Source organism: Caulobacter sp. GSs2, assembly GCF_058680895.1.
Genome location: NZ_CM178725.1, coordinates 2,935,542 through 2,959,864, shown reverse-complemented (window position 1 = coordinate 2,959,864; position 24,323 = coordinate 2,935,542). Strand labels below are relative to the sequence as shown.

Genomic DNA, 24,323 nt, shown 5'->3' with positions numbered 1-24,323 from the left:
CACCGTCGGCGCAAGGAGGAGGAAACGATCATGGGCAAGCACTCTCACTTCGCTCGCGCCATGGCGCTGATCGCCATGACCGCCACGGCCGGCTCCGGCCTGGCCCAGACCGCGGGGCCGTTCAACCTTACCTTCCCGGCCGGCGGCGACGAGATCGCCCGCGACCTGCCAGGCTTTGCGGCCGGCGCCGCCTTGCCCGCCGACAGCCCCTGGAGCCTGAGCGCCTGGGTGCGCCCTTCCGAACGCCCCAGGGGGCCAGCCCTGATCGCCGGCGTCGGCGACCCGACCGGCAAGGGCCGCTATCTCGTGCTCGACCCCAGCGGCTTTGGCGCAACCAGTGGCGGACGGACCATCCGCGCCGACGCCGCCTGGCTGCCCGGGGAGTGGCATCAGGTCACGGCGGTCTTTGACGGCGGCGCGGTGCGCCTGTTCGTCGATGGCCATGCGGTCGGCGCCGGAACGCTGCCCGGCGATGCGGTGACGGCGCGCCTGCGACTGGCGCCGCGCAAGGTCGCGGGCTTTGCGGCCTATGCGGGCGACGTGGCGGGACTGCGCTATGACGGGACGGCCCTGGCGCCCGACGCGGTCACCGTCCTGGCCGGGACACCGCCGAACGATGCCTTGACTGTCTTTGACACCGGCAGCCCGACCTGGCCGGTCCAGGTCCGGCAGATGTACGGCCAGACCGCGCCGCAGGATCCCTGGACCCTGCCCCGCAGCAAGGCTTCCGCCAATGTTCCCGTCGCGATCCCCGCCTATTCCGGACCGGCGCTGAAGGCTGACGGCGAAGGGCTCTGGACGCTGAAGCGCTGGTCCCTGATCGACGCGCCCAGCATCTCGGCAGGCGGCGGCGCGATCTCCCGGCCTGGCTTCAAGGCAGAAGCCTGGCGCGCGGCGACCGTGCCCGGCACCGTGCTGACCACTCTGGTTGATCGCGGCGTCTATGCCGACCCCGATCACGGCCTCAACAACATCCTGATCCCCGAGAGTCTGAACCGGCAGGACTACTGGTATCGCGCCACGTTCGACGCCCCGGCTGAAGCGGCTGGAAAGCGCCTGCTGCTGACATTCAAGGGGATCAACTACGCCGCCGAGATCTGGCTCAACGGCCAGAAACTGGGCGACATGAAGGGCGCTTTCATCCGCGGCCAGTTCGACGTGACCAAGATGCTGGTCGCCGGCTCAAACGCCTTGGCCGTGCGGGTCTCGCCGCCGCCGCATCCGGGTATCGCCCACGAGGAATCCCTGACCGCCGGGGTCGGCGAGAACGGCGGCATGATGGCGCTGGACGGGCCGACCTTCGTCGCCTCCGAGGGCTGGGACTGGATCCCCAGCGTCCGCGATCGCAACACCGGGATCTGGCAGGACGTCACCCTGCGGGCCACGGGCGAGGCACGGATCGGCGACGCTCAGGTGGTGACCACCCTGCCCCGCGCCGACAACAGCCAGGCCGATGTCGAGATCATCGTTCCGATCGAGAACCTGGGCGACAGGCCCGCCAACATCACTCTCACCGCCGCCTTCGACGGCGTGCGGGTGGAAAAGACGGTCCTGGCTCCGCCCGGCGTGTCGGACGTGCGCTTCACGCCTGCCGCCTTCCCGGCCCTGGCCGTCAAGAACCCGAAACTTTGGTGGCCCAACGGCTATGGCGCCCCGGCCCTGCACGCCCTGACCCTGACGGTCAGCCAGGATGGTCAGGCGTCGGACGAACGACGCATCCGCTTTGGCATGCGCCAGATCACCTATGAACTGTCGCTGATCAACCCGGCAGGCCAGCTGCGCCGGGTTGAGGTCGATTTCGCCAAGGCCCGCCAGCTGGGCCAGGATATCACCGACGGCAGCCATGAGGGTATCCGCAAGGTGCCCGACGGCTGGGCCACCTCCCTGACCGCCGCCGGTGACGCCTCGCCCGCCGTGCGCGACGTGCCCGAGGTGGGCCTGTCGCCGCATCTGGTGATCAAGGTCAACGGCCGCCGTATCGCCGCACGCGGCGGCAACTGGGGCATGGATGACTGGCGCAAACGGGTCGAGCGTGAGCGGCTGGAGCCCTACTTCCGGCTTCACAAGGAGGCCAATCTCAACACCATCCGCAACTGGGTGGGCCAGAACACCGAGGAGGTTTTCTTCGACCTGGCCGACGAGTACGGCCTGCTGGTGCTGAACGACTTCTGGGCCTCGACCCAGGACTACCAGTTGGAACCGCAGGACGTGCCGCTGTTCCTGGCCAACGCCGCCGACGTCATCAAGCGGTTCCGCAACCACCCTTCGATCGCCCTGTGGTTTGGCCGCAATGAGGGCGTGCCGCAGCCGATCCTCAATGAGGGCCTGGAGGCGCTGGTCCACGATCTGGACGGCACCCGCTGGTACACGGGCAGCTCCAACCGGGTGAACCTGCAAAACAGCGGTCCGTATAACTATCGCGAGCCCGAGAGCTATTTCAGCGACCACGCCAAGGGCTTCTCGGTCGAGGTCGGCACGCCCTCGTTCCCGACGCTGGAGGCGTTCAAGGCCGCTGTGCCGGAGGCCGATCGCTGGCCGATCAGCGACACCTGGGCCTATCACGACTGGCATCCGACCGGGAACGGCGCGGTCAAGACCTTCCAGGACGCCATGGCCGCCAAGCTGGGTCCGCCCACCAGCCTTGAGGACTTCGAGCGCAAGGCCCAACTGATGAACTACGAAACCCACCGGGCAATGTTCGAGGGCATGAACGCCGAGCTGTGGACCAGATCCTCGGGCCGGCTGCTGTGGATGACCCATTCGGCCTGGCCCAGCACCATGTGGCAGATCTACAGCCACGACTATGACACCCATGGGGCGTTTTACGGGGTCAAGAAGGCGGCGCAGACGGTGCATATCCAGATGAGCCTGGCTGATCACCGCCTGGCCCTGGTCAATAACGGCGGAATCGACCTGAAGAACGCCAAGGCCCGCGTACGGGTGCTGGCTCTGGATGGCCGCCTGCTGTCAGATCGCGCCGTGACCCTGTCGGCCAAGGCCGATAGCGTCAGCGTCGGCGAAGCTCTGGACCTCAAGGCGTTGCTGACCGAACAGGGCGCGGTCGTCGTGCGTCTGGATCTAAGCTCGGCCAAGGGACAGGTGCTGAGCGACAACAGCTACTGGATCGCCGGCGACGCCGCCGGCTCGCGCAAGCTGTCGGCCATGACGCCCCAAGCCGTATCGCTAAAGACGACGCGCCGGACGGACGGTGACGAGACGGTGCTGACCGCAAAGGTGACCAATACCGGCGCCGCGCCTGCCCTGAACCTGAAACTGACCCTGACTGACGCGCAGGGCCGGGCCGTGCTTCCGGCCTATTACAGCGACAACTATCTGACCCTGACGCCCGGCGAGGAACGCCCGATCGAGGTGCGCTATCGGGCGGCGGCGGCCAGCGGCCCGCTGGACCTGAGCCTGAGGGGCTGGAACGCCGCGCCTGTTGCGGTCGCCGTACCCTAGGCCGTTTTCCGCAAGGTGGCCCGCGACGGCAAAAGCTGGTCGATGATCGGCAAGATGGCCGCGCCGATCGCGGGGCCATCGGCCGAGGTCGCCGCCCGCCGCGCCCGGGCGATGGCCGGCAATCCGGTCAGGGCGGCCAGCCGGGTGTTGAGCGCCGTGGCCAATTGGTCGACGATTGCGGCCGGCAGGCGGCCACCCAGATAGACCGCCTCGGGATTGATCAGACAGCTGATATTGATCATCGGATCGGTCAGGGCGTCGGCGGCGCGCTCGATCCAGTCGCTGATCAGGGCCTGGCCCGCCGGCGGCAAATCCAGCAATGCGCCCGGATCGGCGACCGAAAAGCCGCCCATCTCGATCTGGGCGTAGAGCGCCGACAGCGAAACGACCGACTGCACCGAGACGCCGTTCGAGGCGCCACCGAGCGCGGCGCGCGACGGCAAGAAGCCCAGTTCGCCGCTGCGTCCGTCGGCGCCGCGGAAATGCTCGCCCTCGATGATCAGCCCGCCCCCCAGGCCGGCGGCGATCAGCACATAGAAGAAGCTGGGCTTGCTCAGGCCATGGCCATACTGCAGTTCGGCGAGGGCAGCCGCAGCGGCGTCGTTCTCGACGAACACCGGCGGACCACCAACGTCGGTGAACAGACTGGCCGGATCCAGGCTGTTCCAGGCGTCGAAGCTGGCGGGCCGATGCGGCAGGGCCACCTTGCCGAAATCGTCAGGCAGGGCCACGCCGATACCCAGCAGCCGATCGGGCGTGGGCAGCGACGCCAACAGGCCCCGACCTGGTTCACCCGTCCAGAACGCGGTGACATCCTGGGGCAACGGAAAAGCGATCTCCTGGCTGGCGCGGGCGCGGACTTCTCCGGCGAAATCGACCAGGGTCGCGGTGATATGGTCGCGATCAATATGGATGCCGATCGAGAAGCAGCCTTCGGGATTGGCGATCAAGGTCATGGCCGGCTGGCCGCGCCCGCCCTGCAGACGCCCGGCTTCCAGCACCAGGCCCATGTCCATCAGGCGCTTGGTGATATTGGCGACGGCTGGCGGTGTGAGGCCTGTGGCTTCGGCCAGCTCCACGCGCGTCACCGGCCCGCGCGCGCGCACAGCCTGCAAGGTGACGCGCTGATTATGGTCGCCCACTCGCTCCAGATTGGCGCCCGAGAAACTGGCCCCGGCGCTACGCCGCCGGGTCGAGGCCTCCGGAACGAATTGATTGACCAAAATGATATGCCTTTTGAAAGTCTTCGCCACACCCTAGCCGCCAAGCGGAAGGTCTGACAGCGGCGAGATACCCGTCAGGCCAATTAAAACAACTTGCAATAAGAAATGAACCGCTGTTATCTGACGGCAGCTGACAGCGCTGTCGCATGAAATTGACAGCGCTGCCTTGGAGTCTCACGGCTTCGAGTTACCGGCCTAACAGAGCCGGGATCAGCAAGGGGAGGATGCATCAGGCATCCCCAAAACCAGCGCGGTTCTACCCTGGGGGGTCAGCTCTCCGGGCATGAGCCTCCGCGTTAACTTTGCAGAGGGGTATTGGGTCTTGAGAAAGTCATTCCATCGGTCCCGCGTCGCGTTGCTGACCGCAACCTCGGCGCTCGCCATGATCGCCGCCAGCCAGGCTCACGCCCAGCAGGCGGCCAACACCGAAGTCGAACAGGTTGTCGTTACAGGCTTCCGCGCTTCGCTGGCCAACGCGCTGAACGTCAAGAAGAACTCCAACCTGATCATCGAGTCGGTCACCGCCGAGGACATGGGGAAATTCCCCGATCAGAACATCTCCGAGTCGCTGCAGCGCCTGCCCGGCGTGCAGATCGACCGCGAGAACGGCCAGGGCACAAAGGTCCGCATCCGGGGTCTCGATCAGAACGTCACCCTGCTGAACGGCGACACCTTCCTGTCGGGCCTTGAGGCCTTCCGCCTGGGCGAAGGCAACAACAAGCAGACCAATTCGCTGGAAGGCATTCCGTCCGACCTGCTGGCCGGCGTCGATGTCATCAAATCGCCCCGCGCCGACGTGATCGAAGGCGGCCTGGGCGGCACGGTCAATCTGAAGACCCGCAACGCGCTGGACCTGCGGGACAACACCACCGTGTCAGCCGACGTGCGCTACAATCAGGGCTCGTTCAAGGGCAAGGGCAAGCCCCAGGTCTCCGTCGTCCTGGGCCACAAGTTCTCGGACAATTTCGGTCTTCTGGGCAGCTTCACCTGGGACAAGACCAACGTCGACACCGAGATCCTGAGCGGCGAAAATCGCGGCAACTGGGCATTCCGGGGACGCAACACCGCCACCGGCAACAACCAGGTCGCCACTGGGACGACCAATGTCTGGTCGCCCGAATATCGCTACACGAACAACCGCCACCAGGAACGCGAACGCACAGCCTTCTCGCTGAACGCCGACCTGCGCGCTTCGGATTCCCTGACCCTGCGGGCCGACTGGTTCCACTCGGACCTGAAGATCTTCACGGGCGAGCATTCCCTGAAATGGGCCTATGCGAACGAGAACGCGACCTACAACGCCCAGGGCCTGTCCAAGGACAGCAACGGCGTCCTGCAATCAGGCTTGGTCACCGCCAACTCTTCCGAAGGCGACACCTTCGCCAAGGACGCGGAAGCCAAGACCGACAACGTCCAGTTCTCGGCCGATTGGGACAATGGCGGCCGACTGAGCGCCAAGTTCCGCGCTGCGGTCTCAAAGTCCGACTACGCCTCGAACTCCGCCCAGGTCGACACGCGCTACACCCAGTACGGCGTGCGTGACGGCGGCGCAGGCTTTGCGCCCAACGCCACGGCGCCTCTGGTCGCCACCTACGGCTATACCAACGGAGCCTATCCGCTCTTCACGCCGGCCGCGAACCTGGCCGCAGCGATGGTCAATCCGACCTCGGTGTTCTTCAAGTCGCACTGGGCCTTCGGCGACAAGACCCAGATCGACGACACGGCCCTCACCGCCGACTTCAAGTACAAGCCGGCGTTCGCCGAGGAAGCCAATCTGGTCTTCAGCTTCGGCGCCCGCTACTCGGATCGCGAGATCGATTCGACCTATGGCCGTTACCTGGCCGACTACTCGGCCAAGGGCGAACTGCCGGCCAGCGCCCAGGGCACGACCGACCACGGCGTGTTCGTTGACTGGACGCCGCTCGGCTACTTCCAGGACGGCGCCATCGGCCTGAAGAAGTGCGACATCGCCTTCTATGGTTGCGGCCGCTTCGGCAACTCGCCGGCCGTGGTCACGCCGTACCAGACCGCCGCCTCGGCCCCCAGCCGGGCGGTCACGGACACGGTTCACGGCGTCGCCGCGATCTTCCAGGACTATGGCCAGATGAAAAATCCGGTCGGCTGGATCCAGGCGCTTTACCCCTCGACCAAGTTCGCCTTCTACAAGGATCCGATCGAGTCCTTCAAAATCAAGGACAAGACCACTTCGACCTACGCCATGGCCGATCTGGGGGACGCCGATGACGCCTATCACATCAATGCCGGCGTCCGGATCGTCCACACCAAGCTGGTCATCGACTCGTCCAACACGCCGGTGACGCCGCTGTGGTGGGGCACCGACAGCTGGAACGGCGTACTGAAGAACCCCGACGCGTCCAACACCGTCCGCGAATACACCGACGTGCTGCCCAGCCTGTCGGGCGTGTTCGAGGTGAGCGACACCGACAAGGTCCGCGCCAGCGCGGCCCGCGTGGTCTCGTCGCAAAACCTGTTCGATCTGGGCCAGGGCGCTTCGTACAACTTCACCCGCTCGTCCAACCCCGGCCCGAACCTGGACAAGTTCCTCTACACCAACGGCAGCGGCGGCAATCCGAACCTCGATCCCTTCCGGGCATCGCAGTTCGACATCGCCTATGAGCACTATTTCGGCAGCCAGGGCCTGCTGTCGGCCGGCTTCTTCTACAAGACGGTGGACTCGTTCATCGTCTCCAACACCTACAGCGTCACCGTGAAGGACCAGTCGGTCGCCGGGGCCTCGGTCGGTCCGTTCTCGTCGGTCGTGAACGGCGCGGGCGGCACCATCAAGGGCGTCGAACTTCAGGCGCAGTACGCGTTCGACTTCGGGGTCGGCTTCACCGCCAACTACACCTACTCGGACTCGGAATCTCCCTACAGCAACGACTACTCCAAGAGCCTGCCAATCCCCGGCGTCTCGAAGAGCGCCTATAACCTGCAAGGCTATTACGAGACCGGGCCGTTCTCGGCGCGCCTCTCCTATGCCTGGCGGGACAAGGCCTTTGTCGGCAACTATGGCTTCGGTGCTGGAGCCGATGTCCATACGCTTGGCATCTATAATGACGCCTACGGACAACTGGACGGTCAGGTCGCCTTTGCGGTGACCCCGGCCCTCAAGTTCACCCTGGAAGGCTCCAACCTCACCAAGGAAGACGCCAAGACCTACCTGCAGTTCCCGAACCTGCCGTTCCGCTTCGTCGGAGGCGACCGTCGCCTCTCGGCCGGCGTGCGGTTCAAGTTCGGCATGTAGTCTAGCCTGCCCTGACGGCGGGTAACTATTCCCCGCCCGCCGTTTCCAACTTCACCGGGGCCGCCATCCTGCGAGGGCGGTCCCGGACTTGTGTCTACGCTCCGGCGGATCATGATCGTCTGAGCACAAGGAGCCCCCGGTGGTCGATCCCAAGAGTGACAACCTGCCCGGCTCGATCGTCATTCTGGGCGGCGGCACGGCCGGCTGGATGGCGGCGGCCCTGTTCTCGCGCGCCCTCGGGCGCCGTTGCGCCATCACGCTGGTGGAGTCCGCCGAGATCGGCACGATCGGCGTCGGCGAGGCCACCATTCCGCCGATCCGGAGCTTCAACCAGACCCTGGGCCTGGACGAGGCCGAGTTCGTCCGCGAGACCAAAGGCAGCTACAAGCTGGGCATCGAGTTCCGCGGCTGGACCCGCCCTGGCGAAAGCTATTTCCACCCGTTCGGGGTCTACGGCGTCGCGCCGGACCCCGGCTACTTCCATCAGTACTGGCTCAAGCTGTCGGCCCTGAACAAGGCCGGGCCGCTGGGCGACTATTCGCTGTGTGACCAGGCCGCCCGACGCGGGCGCTTTGGCCAGCAGAGCAGGGACCCGTCGTCGCCGCTCTCGACCTTCGGCTCGGCCTTCCACTTCGACGCCGGGCTTTATGCCCGCTACCTGCGGACCTATGCCGAGCGCCTGGGTGTGACGCGCATCGAGGACAAGGTGGCCCATGTCGCCCAGCGCGGCGAGGACGGCTTCATAGAGGCCCTGGTGCTGGAAGGCGATCGCCGGATCGAAGGCGACTTCTTCATCGACTGCTCCGGCTTCCGGGGCCTGTTGATCGAGCAGACCTTGAAGACCGGCTACGAGGATTGGTCGCACTGGTTACCCTGCGACCGCGCCATGGCCATGCCCTGCGAGCGCCAGGAAGACCCCCGCCCCTTCACCCGCTCAACGGCCCAGGCCGGTGGCTGGGTCTGGAACATCCCGCTGCAGCACCGCGACGGCAACGGCTATGTCTATTCCAGCGCGTTCATTGATGACGAAGAGGCTGAGGCCACCCTGCGCGCCAGCCTGGGCGGCTCAGCCCTGGCCGAGCCCAATCGCCTGCGCTTCGTTACCGGTCGCCGCAAGAAAGCCTGGAACAAGAACGTGCTGAGCCTGGGCCTGGCCAGCGGCTTCATCGAGCCGTTGGAATCAACCAGCATCCACATGATCCAGGCCGGCCTGCTGAAGTTCCTGTCCGCCTTCCCCGGCAAGACCTGGGAGCCCGTGCAGGTCGACGATTACAACAAACGTATCCAGCTGGATTTCGAGCGCATCCGCGACTTCATCGTCCTGCACTATCACGCCAACCAGCGCGACGAGCCGCTGTGGCGCTCGCGCCGCGAGATGGAACTGCCCGAGAGCCTGTCCGAACGCCTGGCCCTGTTCCGGGCCTGCGGTCGCCTGTCCCAGCATCCCGAAGAGATGTTCACCGCCACCAGCTGGCAAGCAGTGCTGGACGGCCAGGGCGTGCGACCCAGGTCCTACGATCCGCTGGTCGATCTGCACGACCCTGACCGCATCGCCGCCGAGTTCGAACAGATCCGCCGCGAGATCCGTCAGGCCGCCGAGGCCATGCCCAGACACATCGACGCGCTACGGCTTTCGCCGGCGCGGGTGGGAGCCGCCTAGCCTCTAGCGACCTTCGGAGATTACAATTCGTTTACATCCGTAATCGTTGATTGACCGGATCGATTACGGATGTAAACGATGGAGCCAACAAGGAGAGGCTCCATGCGGATCAGCACGGCCGAAAGTCAGGTGATGAGAGCTCTGTGGGCCAAGAGCCCGCTCAGCGCCGAGGAGATCATCGCCGCCCTGCCCGCCGATCAGGACTGGGCCGACGCCACGGTGAAGACCCTGCTCAACCGCCTGCTGAAGAAGGACGCCATCGCCGCTGACCGCGATGGCCGCCGCTTCCTCTACCGGCCGCTGGTCGCCCAGAGCGACTATGTGCACGCCGAAAGCCAGGGACTGCTGGACCGACTGTTCGACGGCCGCCTGGCCCCGCTGGTGGCCCATTTCTCGCAACGCGAAAAGCTCAGCGACCAGGATGTCGCCGATCTGCGCCGCCTGCTGGAGAGCCTCGACGATGACAAATGAGATCCTGGCCCTGCTGCTGCGCGCCAATCTGGCGATCGCCGGCGCCGTTCTGCTGGTGCTGATCCTGCGCCGTCCCGTGCGGTCGATATTTGGCGCGCGCGCGGCCTATGGTCTATGGCTGATCGCTCCGCTGGCGGCTCTGGCCGTGCTGGCGCCCGCGCGGGTCGTCAGCATCGCTCCGCCAGCGCCGTCGGTGGTCACGAGCACACCGCCGACACCGAAACCGACACCCTCGCCTGAGCCGCGACCCATGCCGACGCCGGGGTTCGAAACGACGACCCTGTCTTCGGTCGCCAGTTCGCATCGCCTGAGAAACCTCCTGGTCATCACCTGGGCCCTGGTCGCCCTGCTGGCCATCGGCGTCCAGGCCGAGCGCCAGCGCCGGTTCCTCAAGTCACTGGGCCGCCTGCGCGGCGAAGGTGACCTGTTCCATGCCGAGCATGCCGGGGTCGGTCCCGCCGTGATCGGCGCACTGTCGCCCCGGGTCGTCCTGCCCGCCGACTTCGCCCTGCGCTTCACGCCAGAGGAACAGGCCCTGATCCTGGCCCATGAGCGCAATCACCTGTCGATGGGCGACGCCCAGATCAACGCCCTGACCATCGCGGTCCAGTGCCTGTTCTGGTTCAACCCTCTGGTCCACATCGGCGCAAGCCGCCTGCGGATCGACCAGGAGATCGCCTGTGACGCAGCCGTCCTGAACCGCCACCCCGTGGCTCGCCGGACCTATGGCGAGGCCATGCTGAAGACCCAGCTGGCGCCCCACGCGCCGCCGCTCGGCTGCCACTGGCCAGCCTCGGCCAACAAGCAACTCAAGGAAAGATTCGTCATGCTCAAGCAGCACCGTCTGGGCCACGCCCGCCGGATGGCCGGCGCCGTCTCGGTCGCCATTCTGGCCCTGGGGGTCGGCTTCACGGCCTGGGCGGCCCAGCCCGCCCGTGAGATCCAGCAAACGCCCGAGCTGGCCGCCCGCGCCGTTGCACGCCACCTGGGTCGCCCGTTGTTCGACTCCGTTCGCCAGGGCGACGCCCAGGCCGTCCGTGAACTGCTGGCCGCCGGCGCCAACCCCGACACTAAGGTCGTCGGCGACGGTACGCCCCTGATCGAGGCCGCGCGCCAGGGCCGCGTCGATCTGGTCGAGCTTCTGCTGTCCAAGGGGGCCGACCCCAATCTGGGCTCCCGCGGGGATGGCAACCCCCTGATCATGGCCGCCGCCCGCGGCCGCCTGGACATCGTCAAGGCCCTGGTCGAACACGGCGCATCGGTGGAGTCGTTTGTCCCCGGCGACGAGACGCCGCTGATCAACGCCGCCCAGTCAGGCGACCTGGCGACCGTGCGCTATCTCGTTGAAAAGGGCGCCGACGTGAACCGGTCGGTCGTCGCCAATCCCGGCGAAACCCGCTCACCGCTCAGCCAGGCCAGCCGACGCGGCCACTTCGCCGTAGTCCAGTATCTCAAGGCCAAAGGCGCCCGCGCCTAAAGCGTCCCGCCGGAGCACAGCGCTCCGGCGCCCTGCCCCCCTCCGACAATCAGACAGGAAACACGATGGCTTTCATCGACGCCCGAACCTTGCCTGACGCCAGCCGGATCGAGGCCGATCTGATCATCATCGGCGGCGGCATTGCGGGCATCGCCCTGGCCCGGGAACTGGCCGGCGGCCCGATCAGGGTCGCCGTCCTCGAGAGCGGCGGTCGCGAGATCGACATGGACAATCAGGCCCTCTACGCGGGCTCAGCGACCGTCCGCGCACCTGATAACCCTGACAGGGCGCTTAACGACTATCCCGCGCAGTCAAGGATCCGCGCCCTGGGCGGTTCAGCCCATGTTTGGGGCGGCAAGTGCGCGCCTCTGGACCCCGCCGACTTTGCCCAGCGCGACTGGGCGCCCTACAGCGGCTGGCCGATGAGCCGCGAGCAGCTTCAGCCCTTTTATGACCGGGCCTGCGACCTGCTGGGGATTCCGCATTTCGGACCCGACACGCCGGTGCTGCAGGACAAGGCCCGCAGACCGCTGGATCTGGATCCCCAGGACGGCTTCTTCTCCGCGCCACGCTACTTCTCGAAGATCTCGGGCGGGGCAGACAAGGCGGCCTTCGACGCCTTCCGCACCGACTTTGCGGATGCGCCCAACATCACCGTGTATCTCTACGCCAACGCCACCCAGGTTCGCCTCGCGGCGAAAGGCGACACTGTCGAAGGGCTGGATGTGGCCTGCCTCAGCGGCAAGCGCCATACCGCCAGGGCCCGGACCTATGTCCTCGCGACCGGTGGCATCGAGAATGCCCGGCTGATGCTGGCCTCCAACACCGTGCGATCCGAGGGCGTCGGCAATCGTCACGGTCTGGTGGGCCGGTTCTTCCAGGGCCATGTCACCTATTCGATGGATGGCGACGCCGAGACGGAAGGTTCGGCGGTCAATATCGCCCGAACCGAGTCGATGGCGCTCTATGTGCCGCCCGCCCGCGCCGCCGCCCACTGCGTGATTGGCAGCGGCCTGGCCGGCCAGACCCGGATGAAGACCGGCAACTTCACCCTCACCCTCTATAACGGCGGCGAACCCGGCTCGGGCACGCCGACCCAGGCCGAGACCAAGGTCATCCGCCAGACGGCGACCCGTCTGGATGCTGGCAGCGGCGTGGATCAACAGAGCGGGCAACTGTTCGGCTGCTTCGCCATGACCGAGCACTTCCCCAATCCCGACAGCCGCATCACCCTGGATCCGGCCGATCTCGACCCGCTGGGCATGCCGCGCATCAAACTGGACTGGGTCTATTCCCGGGCCGACTGGGACAGCTTTGAGCGCACCACGGCGGCCATGGGCGACGCTCTGGGCGCATCCGGTCAGGGCCGCCTCTGCTGGCCTATTCAGTGTACGGATTATGTGGCCATCGCCAGCGCCTCGCGCCATCACATGGGGACGACGCGGATGCACGCCGATCCGAAGCAGGGCGTGGTCGACGCCGATTGCCGCGTCCACGATACGGCCAATCTCTATGTCGCGGGCAGTTCGGTATTCCCGACCTCGGGCATCGCCAATCCCACCCTGACCCTGCTGGCCCTGACCCTGCGCCTGGCCGACCACCTGAAGCTGAAGATGGAAGCCGTCCGATGACCCTTCTGGCCCGCCGCGACCTGCTTGCCACGCTGCTGGCGATGACCGCCAGCGCCAGTCTGCCCGCCGTGGCCCTCGCCGCCCCGACGGCAGGCTTCAACGATCTGGACCGTGCTGCTGTCGAACGTATCGGCAAGGCCTGGCTGGAACAGAATCCGGGAACCAGCGCCAAGGCCCTGGCGATCCGGCTGTTCCCGGACGGGCGGAACGCCGGGACGCTCGCCGACCTGCGCCGTCGCGCCGCTGGCGACTTTCGTCAGGGCGCAGTGTTTATCCATCGGGGTTGGCGGCTGTCGCAAACCGAGGGTGCGCTGTTTGGCTTACTGGCCCTGGGGATCGCCGCCTAGGGTCTGGTCAGGTTCAGAGGCGCGTGGCCGGCTCATGACGGGGTTGCCGAAACTGCTGCGGCTGGCAGGCGGCCAGCGAGATTACGCCCACCGCCAGGATTGCGGCGATCAGGACAAGCCTGAGCCCAGCGTCAGGGCGGTCAGTCATCGCGCGATCCGCCGATCAGAGGGCCGTGGCGACCTGCGCATGACCGGCCCCTCGCCTACCAAAGTCAGCAGCGAAACGGCGCTCAGGGTCAAGACGAACGCGACGAACGCGACGGTCTCCAGAATGCCAAGGGTCAGTTGAAGAACAGTCATCGAGAACCTCCCTGTTCGTGGCTTGATTATCTCGCAATGAAGCTTGAGTGGTATTGATCTCGCGCAACTGAGGGGAAACTTCTTCTCGCCAGTCCGTCTCCGTCGGCGGAGGTCGAAGCGGTGACGCGCCTGCGCTCGTTACTGACGGTTGTGAGTCCGTGGATCCAGGCTTTTCAAATAGGCTTTCAGCTGGGCGACCTCGTCATCGTCCAGTTCGACCATCGGCATGCGCGGATGGCGCTCAGGTGAGCCCTCCTCGGGCTTGCGACTGGGGGCCAGCATGCCTTCCGTCAGGATCTGGTCGAGCCCGCCGGGCGGGTAGCGTCGATACAGGGTCGCGAACGGCGGAGCATCGGCCAGCGGGCTGGGTCGGCCGTCTAGCGCATGGCAGGTTCCGCAGTTGCGCTGGGCGATCCCCTGGCCGCCGAACGCCTGTGGGGGTTTGGACGCAGGCTCGGCGGAAGCCTGAGCGCCCGCCAGGCCCAGGGCCAGGACAGCAAGCAGTCCCGCGCTGCTGATCCCACGGCCGCTCACAGCCGATCCTCGAAATCGAGCACCACGCGGCCTTCGATCTCGCCCCGCGCCATGCGGTCGAAAACGCTGTTGATGTTGTGCAGGCCCTCGGCGTGGACCGTCGCCCGTACCCGGCCGTCGGCGGCGAAGGCCAGGGCCTCGCGCAGATCCAGGCGCGTCCCGACAATCGAGCCCCGCACCGTGATCCCGCGCAGCACCGTGTCGAAGATCGACAGCGGGAAATCGCCGGGCGGCAGGCCGTTGAGCGACACCGTGCCCCCGCGCCGAACCATGCCCATGGCTTGCGAGAAGGCGATGGGCGACACGGCGGTGACCAACACGCCATGCGCGCCGCCGATCTGGGTCTGCAGATAGGGGCCCGGATCGGTCTCGCGGGCGTCCACGGTGATCTCCGCGCCCAAGGTTCGCGCCAGATGCAGCTTGTCCTTGTCGATATCGACGGCGGCGACCTTGAACCCCATGGCCCTGGCGTACTGCACGGCCATGTGGCCCAGCCCGCCGATGCCGGAGATCGCCACCCAGTCGCCGGGCTTGGCGTCCGTGACCTTCAGGCCCTTGTAGACGGTGACGCCGGCGCACAGGATCGGCGCCGCTTCCAGGAAGCTCAGTTTGGCCGGCAGATGGCCGACATAGTCAGCGTCGGCGAGCACATATTCGGCGAAGCCGCCGTTGACCGAGTAGCCGGTGTTCTGCTGCGCCTCGCACAGGGTCTCCCATCCACTCAGGCAGTAGGTGCACTGGCCGCAGGCCGAGTGCAGCCAGGGCACGCCGACCCGGTCGCCTTCCTTGACGTGCTCGACGCCCTTGCCGACCTGGACCACGGTGCCGACACCCTCATGGCCCGGAACGAACGGAAGGCTGGGCTTGATGGGCCAGTCGCCATGGGCCGCGTGCAGATCGGTGTGACACACCCCGCAGGCGGCGATCTTGACCAGCACCTGACCGCGCCCCGGCACGGGTCGCGCGATGTCCTCCACGACCAGCGCCTGGCCAAAGGCCCGAACGACAGCGGCCCTCATGGTCTTGTCCATGGTGTCTCTCCAGGTGTCGCAAAGGCTTTGCCTGGATGGAGCAGGCCGCCTCATGGTGGCGGTTTGATACCGCCGCCGCCGCCGCCTCGCAGTTGGGAGTTTTACTTAGGGTCGTGGTGCGCGGCCATGACACGCTCGACCGCCTCGACCAGGACGGCCTCGGCCATCGGCTTCTCGATCACGCGGCTGTAGCCGGCCGCGAGGGCCTGATCGATCAACCGCGCCGTCGGGAAAGCTGTGATCATCAGCGCCTCGCCCCGCCAGCCCAGCTCGCGCAACCGGGTCAGGATCAGCAGGCCGTCGATTTCGGGCATGCGATAGTCCGCCACCAAGCATACCGCATCGAGCGCCGTGGGATCGGCCAGCAGCGCCAGGCCCGAGGCGTAGGCGCGCACCTCGAAGCCGCGGCCGTGCAGCAGCAGCTGCAGCGAGCGACGCACGCCGGCGTCGTCTTCGACCAGCAGCAGCCGCGCGCGGTGTTCGACGGTGTTGGAGAGCGCTTGCGTCATTTCCGGCCTGCCTTCGCGACCAAGACGGGTCACGTGCGGGGGATGCCATACGACAATGGCGTGGTCGCTACGTAGAGCTCCTTAGGCCTGTTCCTGCAGGCCTGCGGCGAAGGCGATCCGCAGCGCCTCGGACAGGCTCCTTACCTGCAGCTTGGCCATCAGATTGGCGCGGTGCACCTCGACGGTGCGCGGCGAGATGGCCAGGTCGAAGGCGATGGTCTTGTTGGGCAGGCCCTGGGCCAGGCCTCGGAGCACGTCCTGCTCGCGACTGGTCAGGGCCGCGATGGCGACGGCGGCGTCCCCCGCCCGCGCCGCTCGGGCGCCCGCGTCGTCCAGCCGTTCGAAGGCCGCCGTAATGGCGGTCAGCAGCACCGCCTTTTCAAACGGCTTTTCAATGAAGTCGACCGCCCCACCCTTCATGGCGCGAACCGCCACGGTGATGTCGCCGTGCCCGGTCAGGACCACCACAGGCATGGCGATGCCCCGCTCGGCCATCGCCTTCTGGACCTCAAGGCCGTCCATGCCAGGCATGCGCACGTCCAGCAGCACGCAACCCGGCTCAGCGTCCCTGGCCTCCTGCAGAAAGGCGTCTCCCGAAGCATAGGTCGACACCGCATAGCCCGAGGTCTTGAGCATGAACCCGGCAGAGCGACGGATCGCCTCTTCGTCATCGACGATATGGATCATCCGCCTAGTGTTCATGGAGGATTTCCTTCTCAACCTTGACCAGTGTGAAATGAAACTGCGAGCCGCCGCCTGGGCGCGGCTCATGCCAGATGCGACCGCCGTTGGCTTCGACGATCGTACGGCAGATCGACAGCCCCAGCCCCATGCCCTCGGTCTTGGTGCTGACGAAGGCGGTGAACAACTGACCGCCGATGCCCGGCGCCACGCCGGGGCCGTTGTCGGCGATCGTGACCCGCACCAGGCCATCGCCCTGATCGTGGGTGCTCAGCCACAGCCTGGGCTGATCGGCTCCGCTCATCGCCTCGACGGCGTTGCGCGCCAGATTGATCACCACCTGCTGGATCTGCACGCGATCGATCAGCACCGGCGTCGCGTCGGCGTCCAGCTCGAAGATCGGGTCCAGGCCCTGGTCCCGGGCGCCCATCAAGCCCAGGGCGGCGGCTTCGTGAATGACGGCCGGCAGGTCCTCGACACTCTTTTCCACTTCGCCCCGGGCGACGAAGTCGCGCAGACGTCGGACGATGTTGCCTGCGCGCATCGCTTCGCCGGCCGCGTCGGCCAGCGCCTCGCGGATCATCGGCAGTTCATCGGGATCCGGCCTGGCCAGAAGATCGCGCACGGCCTCGACATAGTTGGCCACGGCGGTGATCGGTTGATTAAGCTCGTGGGCCAGGGTCGAGGCCATGGTCCCCATGCCGCTGACCCGGGCGATATGGATCAGCTCGGCCTGGAGTTCCTCCAGGCGGGCCTGGGTGCGCTGGCGATCGGTCAGGTCGCGGACAAAGCCGGTGAAGACTCGAGGGCCCTGACCGGTGGCTTCGCCGACCGACAGCTCCATCGGAAAGGTCGTGCCATCCTTGCGCAGGCCGACCACGACGCGTCCCATACCGATCACCTTGCGCTCGCCGGTGGTCAGGTAGCGTTCGATATAACCGTCGTGACGCTCGCGGTCCGGCGAGGGCATGAGGCAGCGGACGTTCTCGCCCACAACCTCAGCTTCCAGAAAGCCGAACAACCGCTCGGCGGCGGCGCTGAACGACAGGATCTTGCCACGCTGGTCGATGACGACCATGGCGTCGGGGACGGTGGACAGGATCGACCGCAGATGTTCGGCGCCGGCGTCAAGCGCCCGCTCGCTGGCGCGCTGGTCGGTGACGTCACGCAGGACCTTGCCAAAGCCCCGCAGGACGCCGGCCCGGTCATAAAGGGCGGTGATGGAAACATGCGCCAGGAACTCCGAGCCGTCCTGGCGCAGGAACCAGCGGTCTTCCTCGATTTTGCCCTCGGCCTGGACCCTGGCGAGATCATCCTGCGGCTTGCCCGCCTGGCGGGCGTCCTGCGGGTAGAAAGCCGCGACGTACTGACCCACAGCCTCGGCCTCGCTCCAGCCCATCAGTCTTTGCCCGCCGGCGTTCCAGATCCGCACCCGCCCTTCGGGATCGAGCATGGAGATGGCGTATTCGGTCGCCCCATCGATGAGCAGGTTGAGCTCGCTGGCCACGTCTTCGGCCTGCCGCGCGCGGGCCGCCGCGTTTTGTTCGTTGATCACCGCTTCTCGACGCAGACGACCGATCTCCGCCCCCACCAGCGTGATTCCCGTCGCCGCCAACAGGAATGTCAGGGCCTCCATCATCGCCAGAGCTGTGGGCTGGTCGTGGCCAGCGAACAGGAAGCCGGCGATGAGGCCCAGGAACGTGGCGCCGAGGCCCGCGCCAACCCCGCCGAACGCGGCGGCAACGACGATGGGCGCGGTGAAAAGCAGGTGGGCGGCATGGTTCCCCAGCCAAGGCGCCAGGAGTCCGCGAATCGCAACCGCCAGGGCGAAGGCCGCCAGAGCCACGCCGTAGCCCTTCATCTGATCTTGTTGCAGGGCCGAACCGGACGCCATACGCTCTTCATCTTTCCGCGGTCGAGATGATCTGGACCCTAGCTGCAGCCCGACAATGCCCCGTCGCCTCGCGGGTTACAAACCGGTTCGGCGGAAGATCTGGTGCGGGACTCTACGGATTGCGCGTCAGCAGCCTGGCGCCGCCCTTGTCCCGCGACGGCCCGCGCGGATGGGTCAGGACGCCTGAGGTCACGATGTCGCCATACAACCTAGCCGCTCTGCTCTCGCCCGCCTCGGTGGCGGTGATTGGCGGCTCCGACCATCCGGGCTCGGTCGGCCAGGTGGTGGTCGACAACCTGCTGTCCGGCGGCTTCGCCGGGCCTATCCATCTGGTCAATCCGCGCCGGCTGGAGGTGGCGGGAACGCGCTGGGCGGCCCGCATTGCCGACCTGCCAGAGCCGCCCGACCTCGCCGTGGTGATCGTCCCGGCCGCCGCCGTTCCCCCGGTGATCGCCGAACTGGGCGCGGCCGGCGTCAAGGTCGCCGTGATCCTTTCGGCAGGCCTCACCGACGCCAACGGATTGCGGCAAGCCATGCTGGACGCCGCCAGGCCCTATGGACTGCGCATCGTCGGACCCAATGGCCTGGGCCTGCTGGCGCCCCACGCCGGCCTCAACGCTTCATTCGCGCGCGGCGCGCCCATTCCAGGCAATCTGGCCCTGATTTCCCAGAGCGGCGCCCTGATCAGCGGGCTGATCGACTGGGCCACCACCCGGCAACTGGGCTTTTCCGGGATCGTCTCTGTTGGCGACATGGCCGAGGTCGACCTTGGCGACCTGATCGATCTGTTCGCGGCCGATCCCCATACCGACGCCATCCTGCTCTATATCGAGGGCGTCACCCACGCGGCCAAGTTCATGGCCTCAGCCCGGGCGGCCGCCAGCATCAAGCCGGTGATCGCCCTGAAGGCCGGACGAAACCCCGCCAGCGGCAGGGCTGTCCGCTCCCATACCGGCGCCCTGGCCGGCGCCTATGATGTTCATGTCTGCGCTTTCGAACGGGCCGGCATCGTCCAGGTCGAGAGCCTGACCGAACTCTTCGACGCCGCCGCCGTTCTGCGCGTCGGACAGGGCCTGGCCGGCGATCGACTGGCCATCATCACTAATGGCGGCGGAGCCGGCATCCTGGCGCTGGACGCCATGACGACCCGCGAAGGCGTCCTGGCCGAGCTGGCGCCCCAGACCCTGGAGCGCCTGAACGCCGTCCTCCCCGCCGGATGGTCGCACGCCAATCCGGTGGACCTGATCGGCGACGCGCCGGTCGAGCGTTATCGCGTGGCGCTTGACGCGGTGCTGTCGGACCCCGGGGTCGACGCCGTTCTGGTCATGAATTGCCCGACCGCCTTGACCCAGCCGCGCGACATCGCCCAAGGCGTGGCCGACAGCGTCGTCGCCGCTCGCGGACGCGGCGTGCTCAAGCCTGTTATCGCCTGCTGGCTGGGCGACGCCAATCAGGATGTCGCCGGACCGATCCTCAGCGCGGCCGGCCTTCCGATGTTCGGGGCCCCGGACTCCGCCATAAGGGGCTTTGGCCATCTTCTCGCCGCCCGCCGCGCAAAGGCCGGCATGTCCGGCGCGCAAGGCCGCCGCGATCCGCGTACCGACGATCGCGCTGCGGCGGTGGCCCTGATCCAGACCGCCCGGTCGCAAGGGCGCACCCTGCTCAACGAGATCGAGGCCAAGGACCTGCTGGGCGCCTATGGCGTGACCACCGTCCCGACCCGACTGGCCGCCACGGCCCAGGACGTCGCCGGGGTCTGCGCGGAACTGGCGCCGCCCTACGCCGTCAAGATCGTCTCGCCGCAGATCTCCCACAAATCCGATGTCGGCGGCGTTGCCCTGGATCTGCCCGACGCGCGGGCCGCTGGCGCCGCCGCCGAGGCCATGGCGGCCCGCGTCGCCGCGACCTTGCCCGACGCCACGATCACCGGCTTTGCGGTGCAGACCATGATCCCGCCAGGCCGCGCCCATGAACTGATCGTCGGCCTGGCTCTGGACGCCACCTTCGGTCCTGTCGTGATGGTCGGGGCCGGCGGCAAGGCGGTCGAGGTTCTGAAGGACCACGCCCTGGGCCTGCCCCCCCTGGGCGGCGACCAGGCACGCGCCATGATCGCCAGGACCCGGATATCGCGCCTGTTGGCCGGCTATCGCGACGAGCCCAGGGCCGACATAGACGGGGTGGTCGCCACCCTGGAGGCGCTTTCGGCGATCGCGACGGATCTGCCCGATGTCGTCGAGCTGGACATCAACCCTCTGCGCGTGGACGCCCGGGGCGTCATGGCGCTGGATGCGCGGATCGTCATCAGCCAGGAGCCCGGCCTCGCCTCGCGCCTGGTTCTTCAGCCCGGGGCGACAGATTAGGCCGCCTTGGCGGCGGATCTGTTTCGCCTACGTAAACATCCCAATGTGAGATGCTCCGCCGTTCACCTATCCCTGAAACCCACTGCTCAGGGAGATGTGCGATGTCGATGCCCGCCTATCTGCGAGACCGCGCTGAAGCCGCCCCGCCGCACGCCCAGGTGATCTCGTCCGACGAGGTCTTCTCGGCGGTCGGCGTCGGCATGACCTACTCCAGCGGCGAAGAGATTTACGCCCAGGATGACGAGACCGACATGGTCTACCAGGTCCAGCGCGGGGCGGTTCGCGCCTCTCGCCTGCTGGGCGATGGGCGTCGCCAGATCGCCGGCTTCTACTATCCCGGCGACCTTTTCGGTCTGGAGGCGGGTCTCACCCACCGCGCCTCGGCCGAAGCGCTGTGCGACAGCAAGATCCTCGTGGCCAAGCGCTCAGCGCTGAAACACTACGGCGAGGCCGGCGAACGCCTTGAGCGTCTGATCTGGCGCGCTACCGGTCAGGAACTGGGTCGGGCTCAGGACCACATGATGCTGCTGGCGCGCAAGAGCGCCTATGAGCGGGTCGCGGGCTTCCTGTCCGACGTGGCCAAGCGGCAGGGCGCGGCCTGGAACGAACTGGCGATGAGCCGGCAGGACATCGCCGATCATCTGGGCCTGACCATCGAGACCGTCTCGCGCATGGTCACCCAATTGCAGGCTGACGGCCTGGTCGCCCTCGAGGGTTGCCGCCGGTTCCGGGTCGCCGCGCCGGTGCGAATGGCCGATCTCGTCGCAGCCTGAACCTCGCGCGACGTCCACCGGAGGCCCTCATGGCCGAAGATCCACACCGTCCGCCCACTGAGCCCCCCACTGAGCCGCTCGCATCCTCCGCGACACCCGAAGCCAGGGTCAACGCGATCCTGGCCCGCCACCATCTGATGAGCGTGGCGACCCTGCGTGCTGACGGTTGGCCACAGGCCACCTTGGTAAACTATCTGGCCGACGGCCTTGCGCTGTTTTTCCTGGTCGCTCAGGACAGCCAGAAGCACGTCAATATCGTCGCCGATCCCCGGGTCTCGATCGCCATCGGCGGCGACGATCAGGGCCCGCCGCAGGGCCTGTCCCTGGCCGGAAAGGCCAGCGTCATCGACAACCCGCAGTGGGTCGATGCGCTCAATCGCCGGATCTGGGGAACCCCCGAGTTCGCCCGCTTCGAGCCCCACCCCGCCGGGCGCGGCGTGGTCCTGCTGCGCTTCATGCCGATGTGGGTGTCGTTGATCGACTACGGATCACCCCCAGGCCGCATCCAGTTGTTCGCCGTCGGCCAGGATTGGCGCCTCGAGCCGGTCGCAGCCTAGGCGCAGTTTCTGCGTCGACCGGTCAGGGCGCTAGGCGTCCTGACCCCGACGAACCAGGGTGTAGGTGATCAGACCGGCGGCGATGGCGGCGACAAGCGCCGAGCTCGCGGCGGTCGCGGCCAGGGCTTCGGCCGGGTGGCGCCGGACCTCCCTCTTCGCCGCTCTCTCGAGACGATCCAGCTTGGTCTGGACATCGCCGACCAGTTCTATGGCGGCATGACCCAGGGCCACGGCGCTCACCGAGGCCGCATCGCCAGCGTCGTGGCCCAAGTGGTCGACCATGGTCTTGAGGTGGTCGGTGACGTTCTGGAACGCGTCGCGACCGTCGCGGGCGATCGTCTTGATCTTACGAGATGCCATTGTCTTGCCTTGCGAAAAGGGGGCGGATGACGTTGCTAGAACACCCCCACCGGCGGCGGCGGGCCTTGAGCTGAATCAAGTTCGCTCGCCGAGGTCGCATTTAGCGGCCTGTCCGGCCGGCCTTCGACCACCGCGCTGAGGCGGCGCAACAGCGCTTCGCGCGCCGCGTCGCTCTCGGCGCCGCCGAGGGCGGCGTTGAGCGCCATCTGAAAGGCGACCCGCTTGTTGTGCCAGTCGAGCTTGGAGGCGGCATGGGGCGGCAACCTGGCGGGCGACGACTTGAGCGGGACGGCGGGTCCCTCGCCGAGATCAAAGGCGTCGTCCAGGTCGGGGATCAGAATTGCGGCCGCATCGAAACCGGCGCTGGTCAGCCGATCCCGCAACCCGGCGGTGGCGTCAGGCTCGCCATGGGCCAGCAGGATGGAACCGGCGACAGGCGCCCGATCGAGCGCCCAGCGTGTGAGGCCGGCGGCGTCAGCATGGGCCGAATAGGCGTCGAGCCTGCGCACCCGCGCCCGAACCCGCACCTCGTCGCCCTGGATGCTGACGCGTTCGGCGCCTTCGGCCAGCAACCGGCCCAGCGTGCCGGCCGCCTGGAACCCACACAGCAGCACAGTCGCCTCCTTGCGCCACAGCAACCGTTTGAGATGCTTGCGCACCCGGCCCGCATCGCACATGCCGCTGGCGGCCAGGATCACATGCCAGCCGGAGAGCCGCTCCAGGCCATCGCTGTCCCAGGGCTTGTCCAGGAAGCGCAGATGCTCGGAGGGGCGGACCGGCTCGAAAGGGTTTCGCTGCAGGGCGGGATTCCAGCCCCGGTCGAGGAACACCTTGGAGGCCTCGATGGCCAGGGGCGAGTCCAGGAAGATGTCGCCGCGCGGCGCGTCGCCGTCCTCCATCAGTTGCAGCAGATCGACCAGCAGTTCCTGGCTGCGCTGCAGCGCGAAGGCGGGGATCAGCAACGGGCCGCCAGCGGCGTGCGCCGCCTTGAGTTCCTCGGCCAAGGCCGCGCGCCGCGCGACGCCGCTGGTGACGGTGCGCTCGCGGTCGCCATAGGTGGATTCAAGGATCAGATGATCGACGCCCGTGGGACCTTGCGGATCGGCGACAAAGTCGCTGCCGCCCGAGCCCAGGTCGCCCGAGAACAGCAGCCGCTTGCGGGCGTCCTTCGCACCGACTTCGACCTCGATCGACGCTGAGCCCAGGATGTGGCCGGCCTCCCAGTAGGTCGCCGAGATCCCGGACGCGACCTCTACCGGCTCACCCAGCTTGACCTTCCGAAACTGCTTCATCACGCGGGCGGCGTCGGCTTCGGTATAGATGGGCTCGACCGGAGCCAGACCCCGTCTCTGGTTGCGCCGATTAAGCGCCGCCACCTCCGCCTCCTGAATCCCGCCCGCGTCGGCCAGCATCACCGCGCACAGGTCGCGCGTCGCCGCCGTCGCATAGATCGGCCCCTCGAAGCCCGCCAGCATCAGCTTGGGCAGCAGGCCGCTATGGTCGACATGGGCGTGGGTGAGCAGAACGGCGTCGATCCGGGTGGGGTCGAAGGGAAAGTCGCCATAGTTGAGGGCCTTGAGGGTCTTGGAACCCTGGAACATGCCGCAGTCGACCAGCACCGTGGCCTCTCGGGTCTGCAGGCGGGCGCAGGAGCCGGTCACGCAGCCAGCGGCGCCATGAAACGACAGGATCGGGGTCATGATGAGATCTCGCGGGGATGGGCCAGATCGGACGCGACGCGAACCGGCAAGGCCTGCTGGAGCCGACAGGATCGGCCAGACTGCGCCCCAT

General features: G+C 67.2%; 19 protein-coding genes. 10 read left to right on the top strand and 9 right to left on the bottom strand.

The genetic code is table 11. From position 1 onward, the window contains the following. The first annotated feature begins 30 nt into the window (after nucleotides 1-30). Entirely contained in the window at nucleotides 31-3,459 is a 3,429-nt protein-coding gene (locus ACW17Z_RS14415) for a glycosyl hydrolase 2 galactose-binding domain-containing protein (RefSeq protein ID WP_492056498.1), read from the top strand. Here the strand turns inward: ACW17Z_RS14415 and ACW17Z_RS14410 are convergent. Further along, a complete protein-coding gene (locus ACW17Z_RS14410; protein ID WP_492056497.1) occupies nucleotides 3,456-4,682 on the bottom strand; it encodes an ROK family protein in 1,227 nt (408 codons plus the stop codon). The two genes, ACW17Z_RS14415 and ACW17Z_RS14410, sit on opposite strands and share 4 nt — an antisense overlap. Before the next feature lie 382 nt (nucleotides 4,683-5,064). Between ACW17Z_RS14410 and ACW17Z_RS14405 the strand changes: the two genes are divergently transcribed. The 6 genes from ACW17Z_RS14405 (at nucleotide 5,065) to ACW17Z_RS14380 (ending at nucleotide 13,533) form a co-directional block, all read left to right on the top strand. Then, on the top strand, nucleotides 5,065-7,947 hold the full coding sequence (locus ACW17Z_RS14405; RefSeq protein WP_492056496.1) for a TonB-dependent receptor: 2,883 nt from the start codon (nucleotides 5,065-5,067) through the stop codon (nucleotides 7,945-7,947). 208 nt (nucleotides 7,948-8,155) lie between these two features. Next, nucleotides 8,156-9,607: a tryptophan halogenase family protein gene (locus ACW17Z_RS14400; RefSeq protein ID WP_492058537.1), complete on the top strand. Its 1,452-nt coding sequence runs from the start codon at nucleotides 8,156-8,158 to the stop codon at nucleotides 9,605-9,607. A gap of 102 nt (nucleotides 9,608-9,709) precedes the next feature. Further along, on the top strand, nucleotides 9,710-10,078 hold the full coding sequence (locus tag ACW17Z_RS14395; protein ID WP_492056495.1) for a BlaI/MecI/CopY family transcriptional regulator: 369 nt from the start codon (nucleotides 9,710-9,712) through the stop codon (nucleotides 10,076-10,078). Beyond that, nucleotides 10,068-11,555 carry a M56 family metallopeptidase gene (locus ACW17Z_RS14390; RefSeq protein ID WP_492056494.1) on the top strand — a complete coding sequence of 496 codons (1,488 nt, stop codon included), beginning with the start codon at nucleotides 10,068-10,070 and terminating at the stop codon, nucleotides 11,553-11,555. Before ACW17Z_RS14395 ends, ACW17Z_RS14390 begins: the two co-directional genes overlap by 11 nt. A 65-nt stretch (nucleotides 11,556-11,620) precedes the next feature. Next, nucleotides 11,621-13,186, top strand: a complete 1,566-nt coding sequence (locus tag ACW17Z_RS14385; RefSeq protein WP_492056493.1) for an FAD-dependent oxidoreductase — start codon at nucleotides 11,621-11,623, stop codon at nucleotides 13,184-13,186. Beyond that, nucleotides 13,183-13,533 (top strand): hypothetical protein, encoded by a 351-nt coding sequence (locus ACW17Z_RS14380; RefSeq protein WP_419318661.1) that lies wholly within the window; start codon nucleotides 13,183-13,185, stop codon nucleotides 13,531-13,533. The genes ACW17Z_RS14385 and ACW17Z_RS14380 overlap by 4 nt, the downstream gene beginning before the upstream one ends. 13 nt (nucleotides 13,534-13,546) lie before the next feature. Here ACW17Z_RS14380 and ACW17Z_RS14375 read toward each other — a convergent pair whose 3' ends face one another. The 6 genes from ACW17Z_RS14375 to ACW17Z_RS14350 all read right to left on the bottom strand — a co-directional run bounded on the left by ACW17Z_RS14375 (nucleotide 13,547) and on the right by ACW17Z_RS14350 (nucleotide 18,482). Next, on the bottom strand, nucleotides 13,547-13,681 hold the full coding sequence (locus tag ACW17Z_RS14375; protein WP_419318663.1) for a hypothetical protein: 135 nt from the start codon (nucleotides 13,679-13,681) through the stop codon (nucleotides 13,547-13,549). A gap of 290 nt (nucleotides 13,682-13,971) precedes the next feature. Continuing rightward, entirely contained in the window at nucleotides 13,972-14,367 is a 396-nt protein-coding gene (locus ACW17Z_RS14370; RefSeq protein WP_419318665.1) for a c-type cytochrome, read from the bottom strand. Continuing rightward, complete coding sequence (gene adhP / locus ACW17Z_RS14365; protein WP_492056492.1) at nucleotides 14,364-15,398, bottom strand: alcohol dehydrogenase AdhP; 1,035 nt, start codon at nucleotides 15,396-15,398, stop codon at nucleotides 14,364-14,366. Before adhP ends, ACW17Z_RS14370 begins: the two co-directional genes overlap by 4 nt. Nucleotides 15,399-15,499: 101 nt before the next feature. Further along, complete coding sequence (locus ACW17Z_RS14360; RefSeq protein ID WP_492056491.1) at nucleotides 15,500-15,907, bottom strand: response regulator transcription factor; 408 nt, start codon at nucleotides 15,905-15,907, stop codon at nucleotides 15,500-15,502. Nucleotides 15,908-15,988: 81 nt separating this feature from the next. Further along, entirely contained in the window at nucleotides 15,989-16,609 is a 621-nt protein-coding gene (locus ACW17Z_RS14355; RefSeq protein WP_419318671.1) for a response regulator transcription factor, read from the bottom strand. Beyond that, nucleotides 16,599-18,482 carry a PAS domain S-box protein gene (locus tag ACW17Z_RS14350; RefSeq protein ID WP_419318673.1) on the bottom strand — a complete coding sequence of 628 codons (1,884 nt, stop codon included), beginning with the start codon at nucleotides 18,480-18,482 and terminating at the stop codon, nucleotides 16,599-16,601. The genes ACW17Z_RS14355 and ACW17Z_RS14350 overlap by 11 nt, the downstream gene beginning before the upstream one ends. 194 nt (nucleotides 18,483-18,676) lie before the next feature. On the opposite strand from ACW17Z_RS14350, the gene ACW17Z_RS14345 reads away from it, so the two are divergent. The 3 genes from ACW17Z_RS14345 to ACW17Z_RS14335 all read left to right on the top strand — a co-directional run bounded on the left by ACW17Z_RS14345 (nucleotide 18,677) and on the right by ACW17Z_RS14335 (nucleotide 22,172). Next, nucleotides 18,677-20,842, top strand: coding sequence for an acetate--CoA ligase family protein (locus tag ACW17Z_RS14345; RefSeq protein WP_492056490.1), 2,166 nt, complete (start codon nucleotides 18,677-18,679; stop codon nucleotides 20,840-20,842). A gap of 101 nt (nucleotides 20,843-20,943) precedes the next feature. Beyond that, nucleotides 20,944-21,615, top strand: coding sequence for a helix-turn-helix domain-containing protein (locus ACW17Z_RS14340; protein WP_419318677.1), 672 nt, complete (start codon nucleotides 20,944-20,946; stop codon nucleotides 21,613-21,615). Between the two features lie 29 nt (nucleotides 21,616-21,644). Continuing rightward, nucleotides 21,645-22,172 (top strand): pyridoxamine 5'-phosphate oxidase family protein, encoded by a 528-nt coding sequence (locus ACW17Z_RS14335; protein ID WP_492056489.1) that lies wholly within the window; start codon nucleotides 21,645-21,647, stop codon nucleotides 22,170-22,172. Nucleotides 22,173-22,202: 30 nt separating this feature from the next. Here the strand turns inward: ACW17Z_RS14335 and ACW17Z_RS14330 are convergent, their stop codons facing one another. Both ACW17Z_RS14330 and ACW17Z_RS14325 read right to left on the bottom strand, forming a co-directional pair. Then, nucleotides 22,203-22,532 (bottom strand): hypothetical protein, encoded by a 330-nt coding sequence (locus ACW17Z_RS14330; RefSeq protein WP_419318681.1) that lies wholly within the window; start codon nucleotides 22,530-22,532, stop codon nucleotides 22,203-22,205. A 35-nt stretch (nucleotides 22,533-22,567) separates the two neighbouring features. After that, entirely contained in the window at nucleotides 22,568-24,232 is a 1,665-nt protein-coding gene (locus tag ACW17Z_RS14325; protein WP_492056488.1) for an MBL fold metallo-hydrolase, read from the bottom strand. Nucleotides 24,233-24,323: the final 91 nt, after the last annotated feature.

Coding starts and splice junctions, on each gene's coding strand:
- ACW17Z_RS14415 (WP_492056498.1), top strand. CDS start 31: ATGGGCAAGCACTCTCACTTCGCTCGCGCCATGGCGCTGATCGCCATG.
- ACW17Z_RS14405 (WP_492056496.1), top strand. CDS start 5,065: ATGATCGCCGCCAGCCAGGCTCACGCCCAGCAGGCGGCCAACACCGAA.
- ACW17Z_RS14400 (WP_492058537.1), top strand. CDS start 8,156: ATGGCGGCGGCCCTGTTCTCGCGCGCCCTCGGGCGCCGTTGCGCCATC.
- ACW17Z_RS14395 (WP_492056495.1), top strand. CDS start 9,710: ATGCGGATCAGCACGGCCGAAAGTCAGGTGATGAGAGCTCTGTGGGCC.
- ACW17Z_RS14390 (WP_492056494.1), top strand. CDS start 10,068: ATGACAAATGAGATCCTGGCCCTGCTGCTGCGCGCCAATCTGGCGATC.
- ACW17Z_RS14385 (WP_492056493.1), top strand. CDS start 11,621: ATGGCTTTCATCGACGCCCGAACCTTGCCTGACGCCAGCCGGATCGAG.
- ACW17Z_RS14380 (WP_419318661.1), top strand. CDS start 13,183: ATGACCCTTCTGGCCCGCCGCGACCTGCTTGCCACGCTGCTGGCGATG.
- ACW17Z_RS14375 (WP_419318663.1), bottom strand. CDS start 13,681: ATGACTGACCGCCCTGACGCTGGGCTCAGGCTTGTCCTGATCGCCGCA.
- adhP (WP_492056492.1), bottom strand. CDS start 15,398: ATGGACAAGACCATGAGGGCCGCTGTCGTTCGGGCCTTTGGCCAGGCG.
- ACW17Z_RS14360 (WP_492056491.1), bottom strand. CDS start 15,907: ATGACGCAAGCGCTCTCCAACACCGTCGAACACCGCGCGCGGCTGCTG.
- ACW17Z_RS14355 (WP_419318671.1), bottom strand. CDS start 16,609: ATGAACACTAGGCGGATGATCCATATCGTCGATGACGAAGAGGCGATC.
- ACW17Z_RS14350 (WP_419318673.1), bottom strand. CDS start 18,482: ATGGCGTCCGGTTCGGCCCTGCAACAAGATCAGATGAAGGGCTACGGC.
- ACW17Z_RS14345 (WP_492056490.1), top strand. CDS start 18,677: ATGTCGCCATACAACCTAGCCGCTCTGCTCTCGCCCGCCTCGGTGGCG.
- ACW17Z_RS14340 (WP_419318677.1), top strand. CDS start 20,944: ATGTCGATGCCCGCCTATCTGCGAGACCGCGCTGAAGCCGCCCCGCCG.
- ACW17Z_RS14335 (WP_492056489.1), top strand. CDS start 21,645: ATGGCCGAAGATCCACACCGTCCGCCCACTGAGCCCCCCACTGAGCCG.
- ACW17Z_RS14330 (WP_419318681.1), bottom strand. CDS start 22,532: ATGGCATCTCGTAAGATCAAGACGATCGCCCGCGACGGTCGCGACGCG.
- ACW17Z_RS14325 (WP_492056488.1), bottom strand. CDS start 24,232: ATGACCCCGATCCTGTCGTTTCATGGCGCCGCTGGCTGCGTGACCGGC.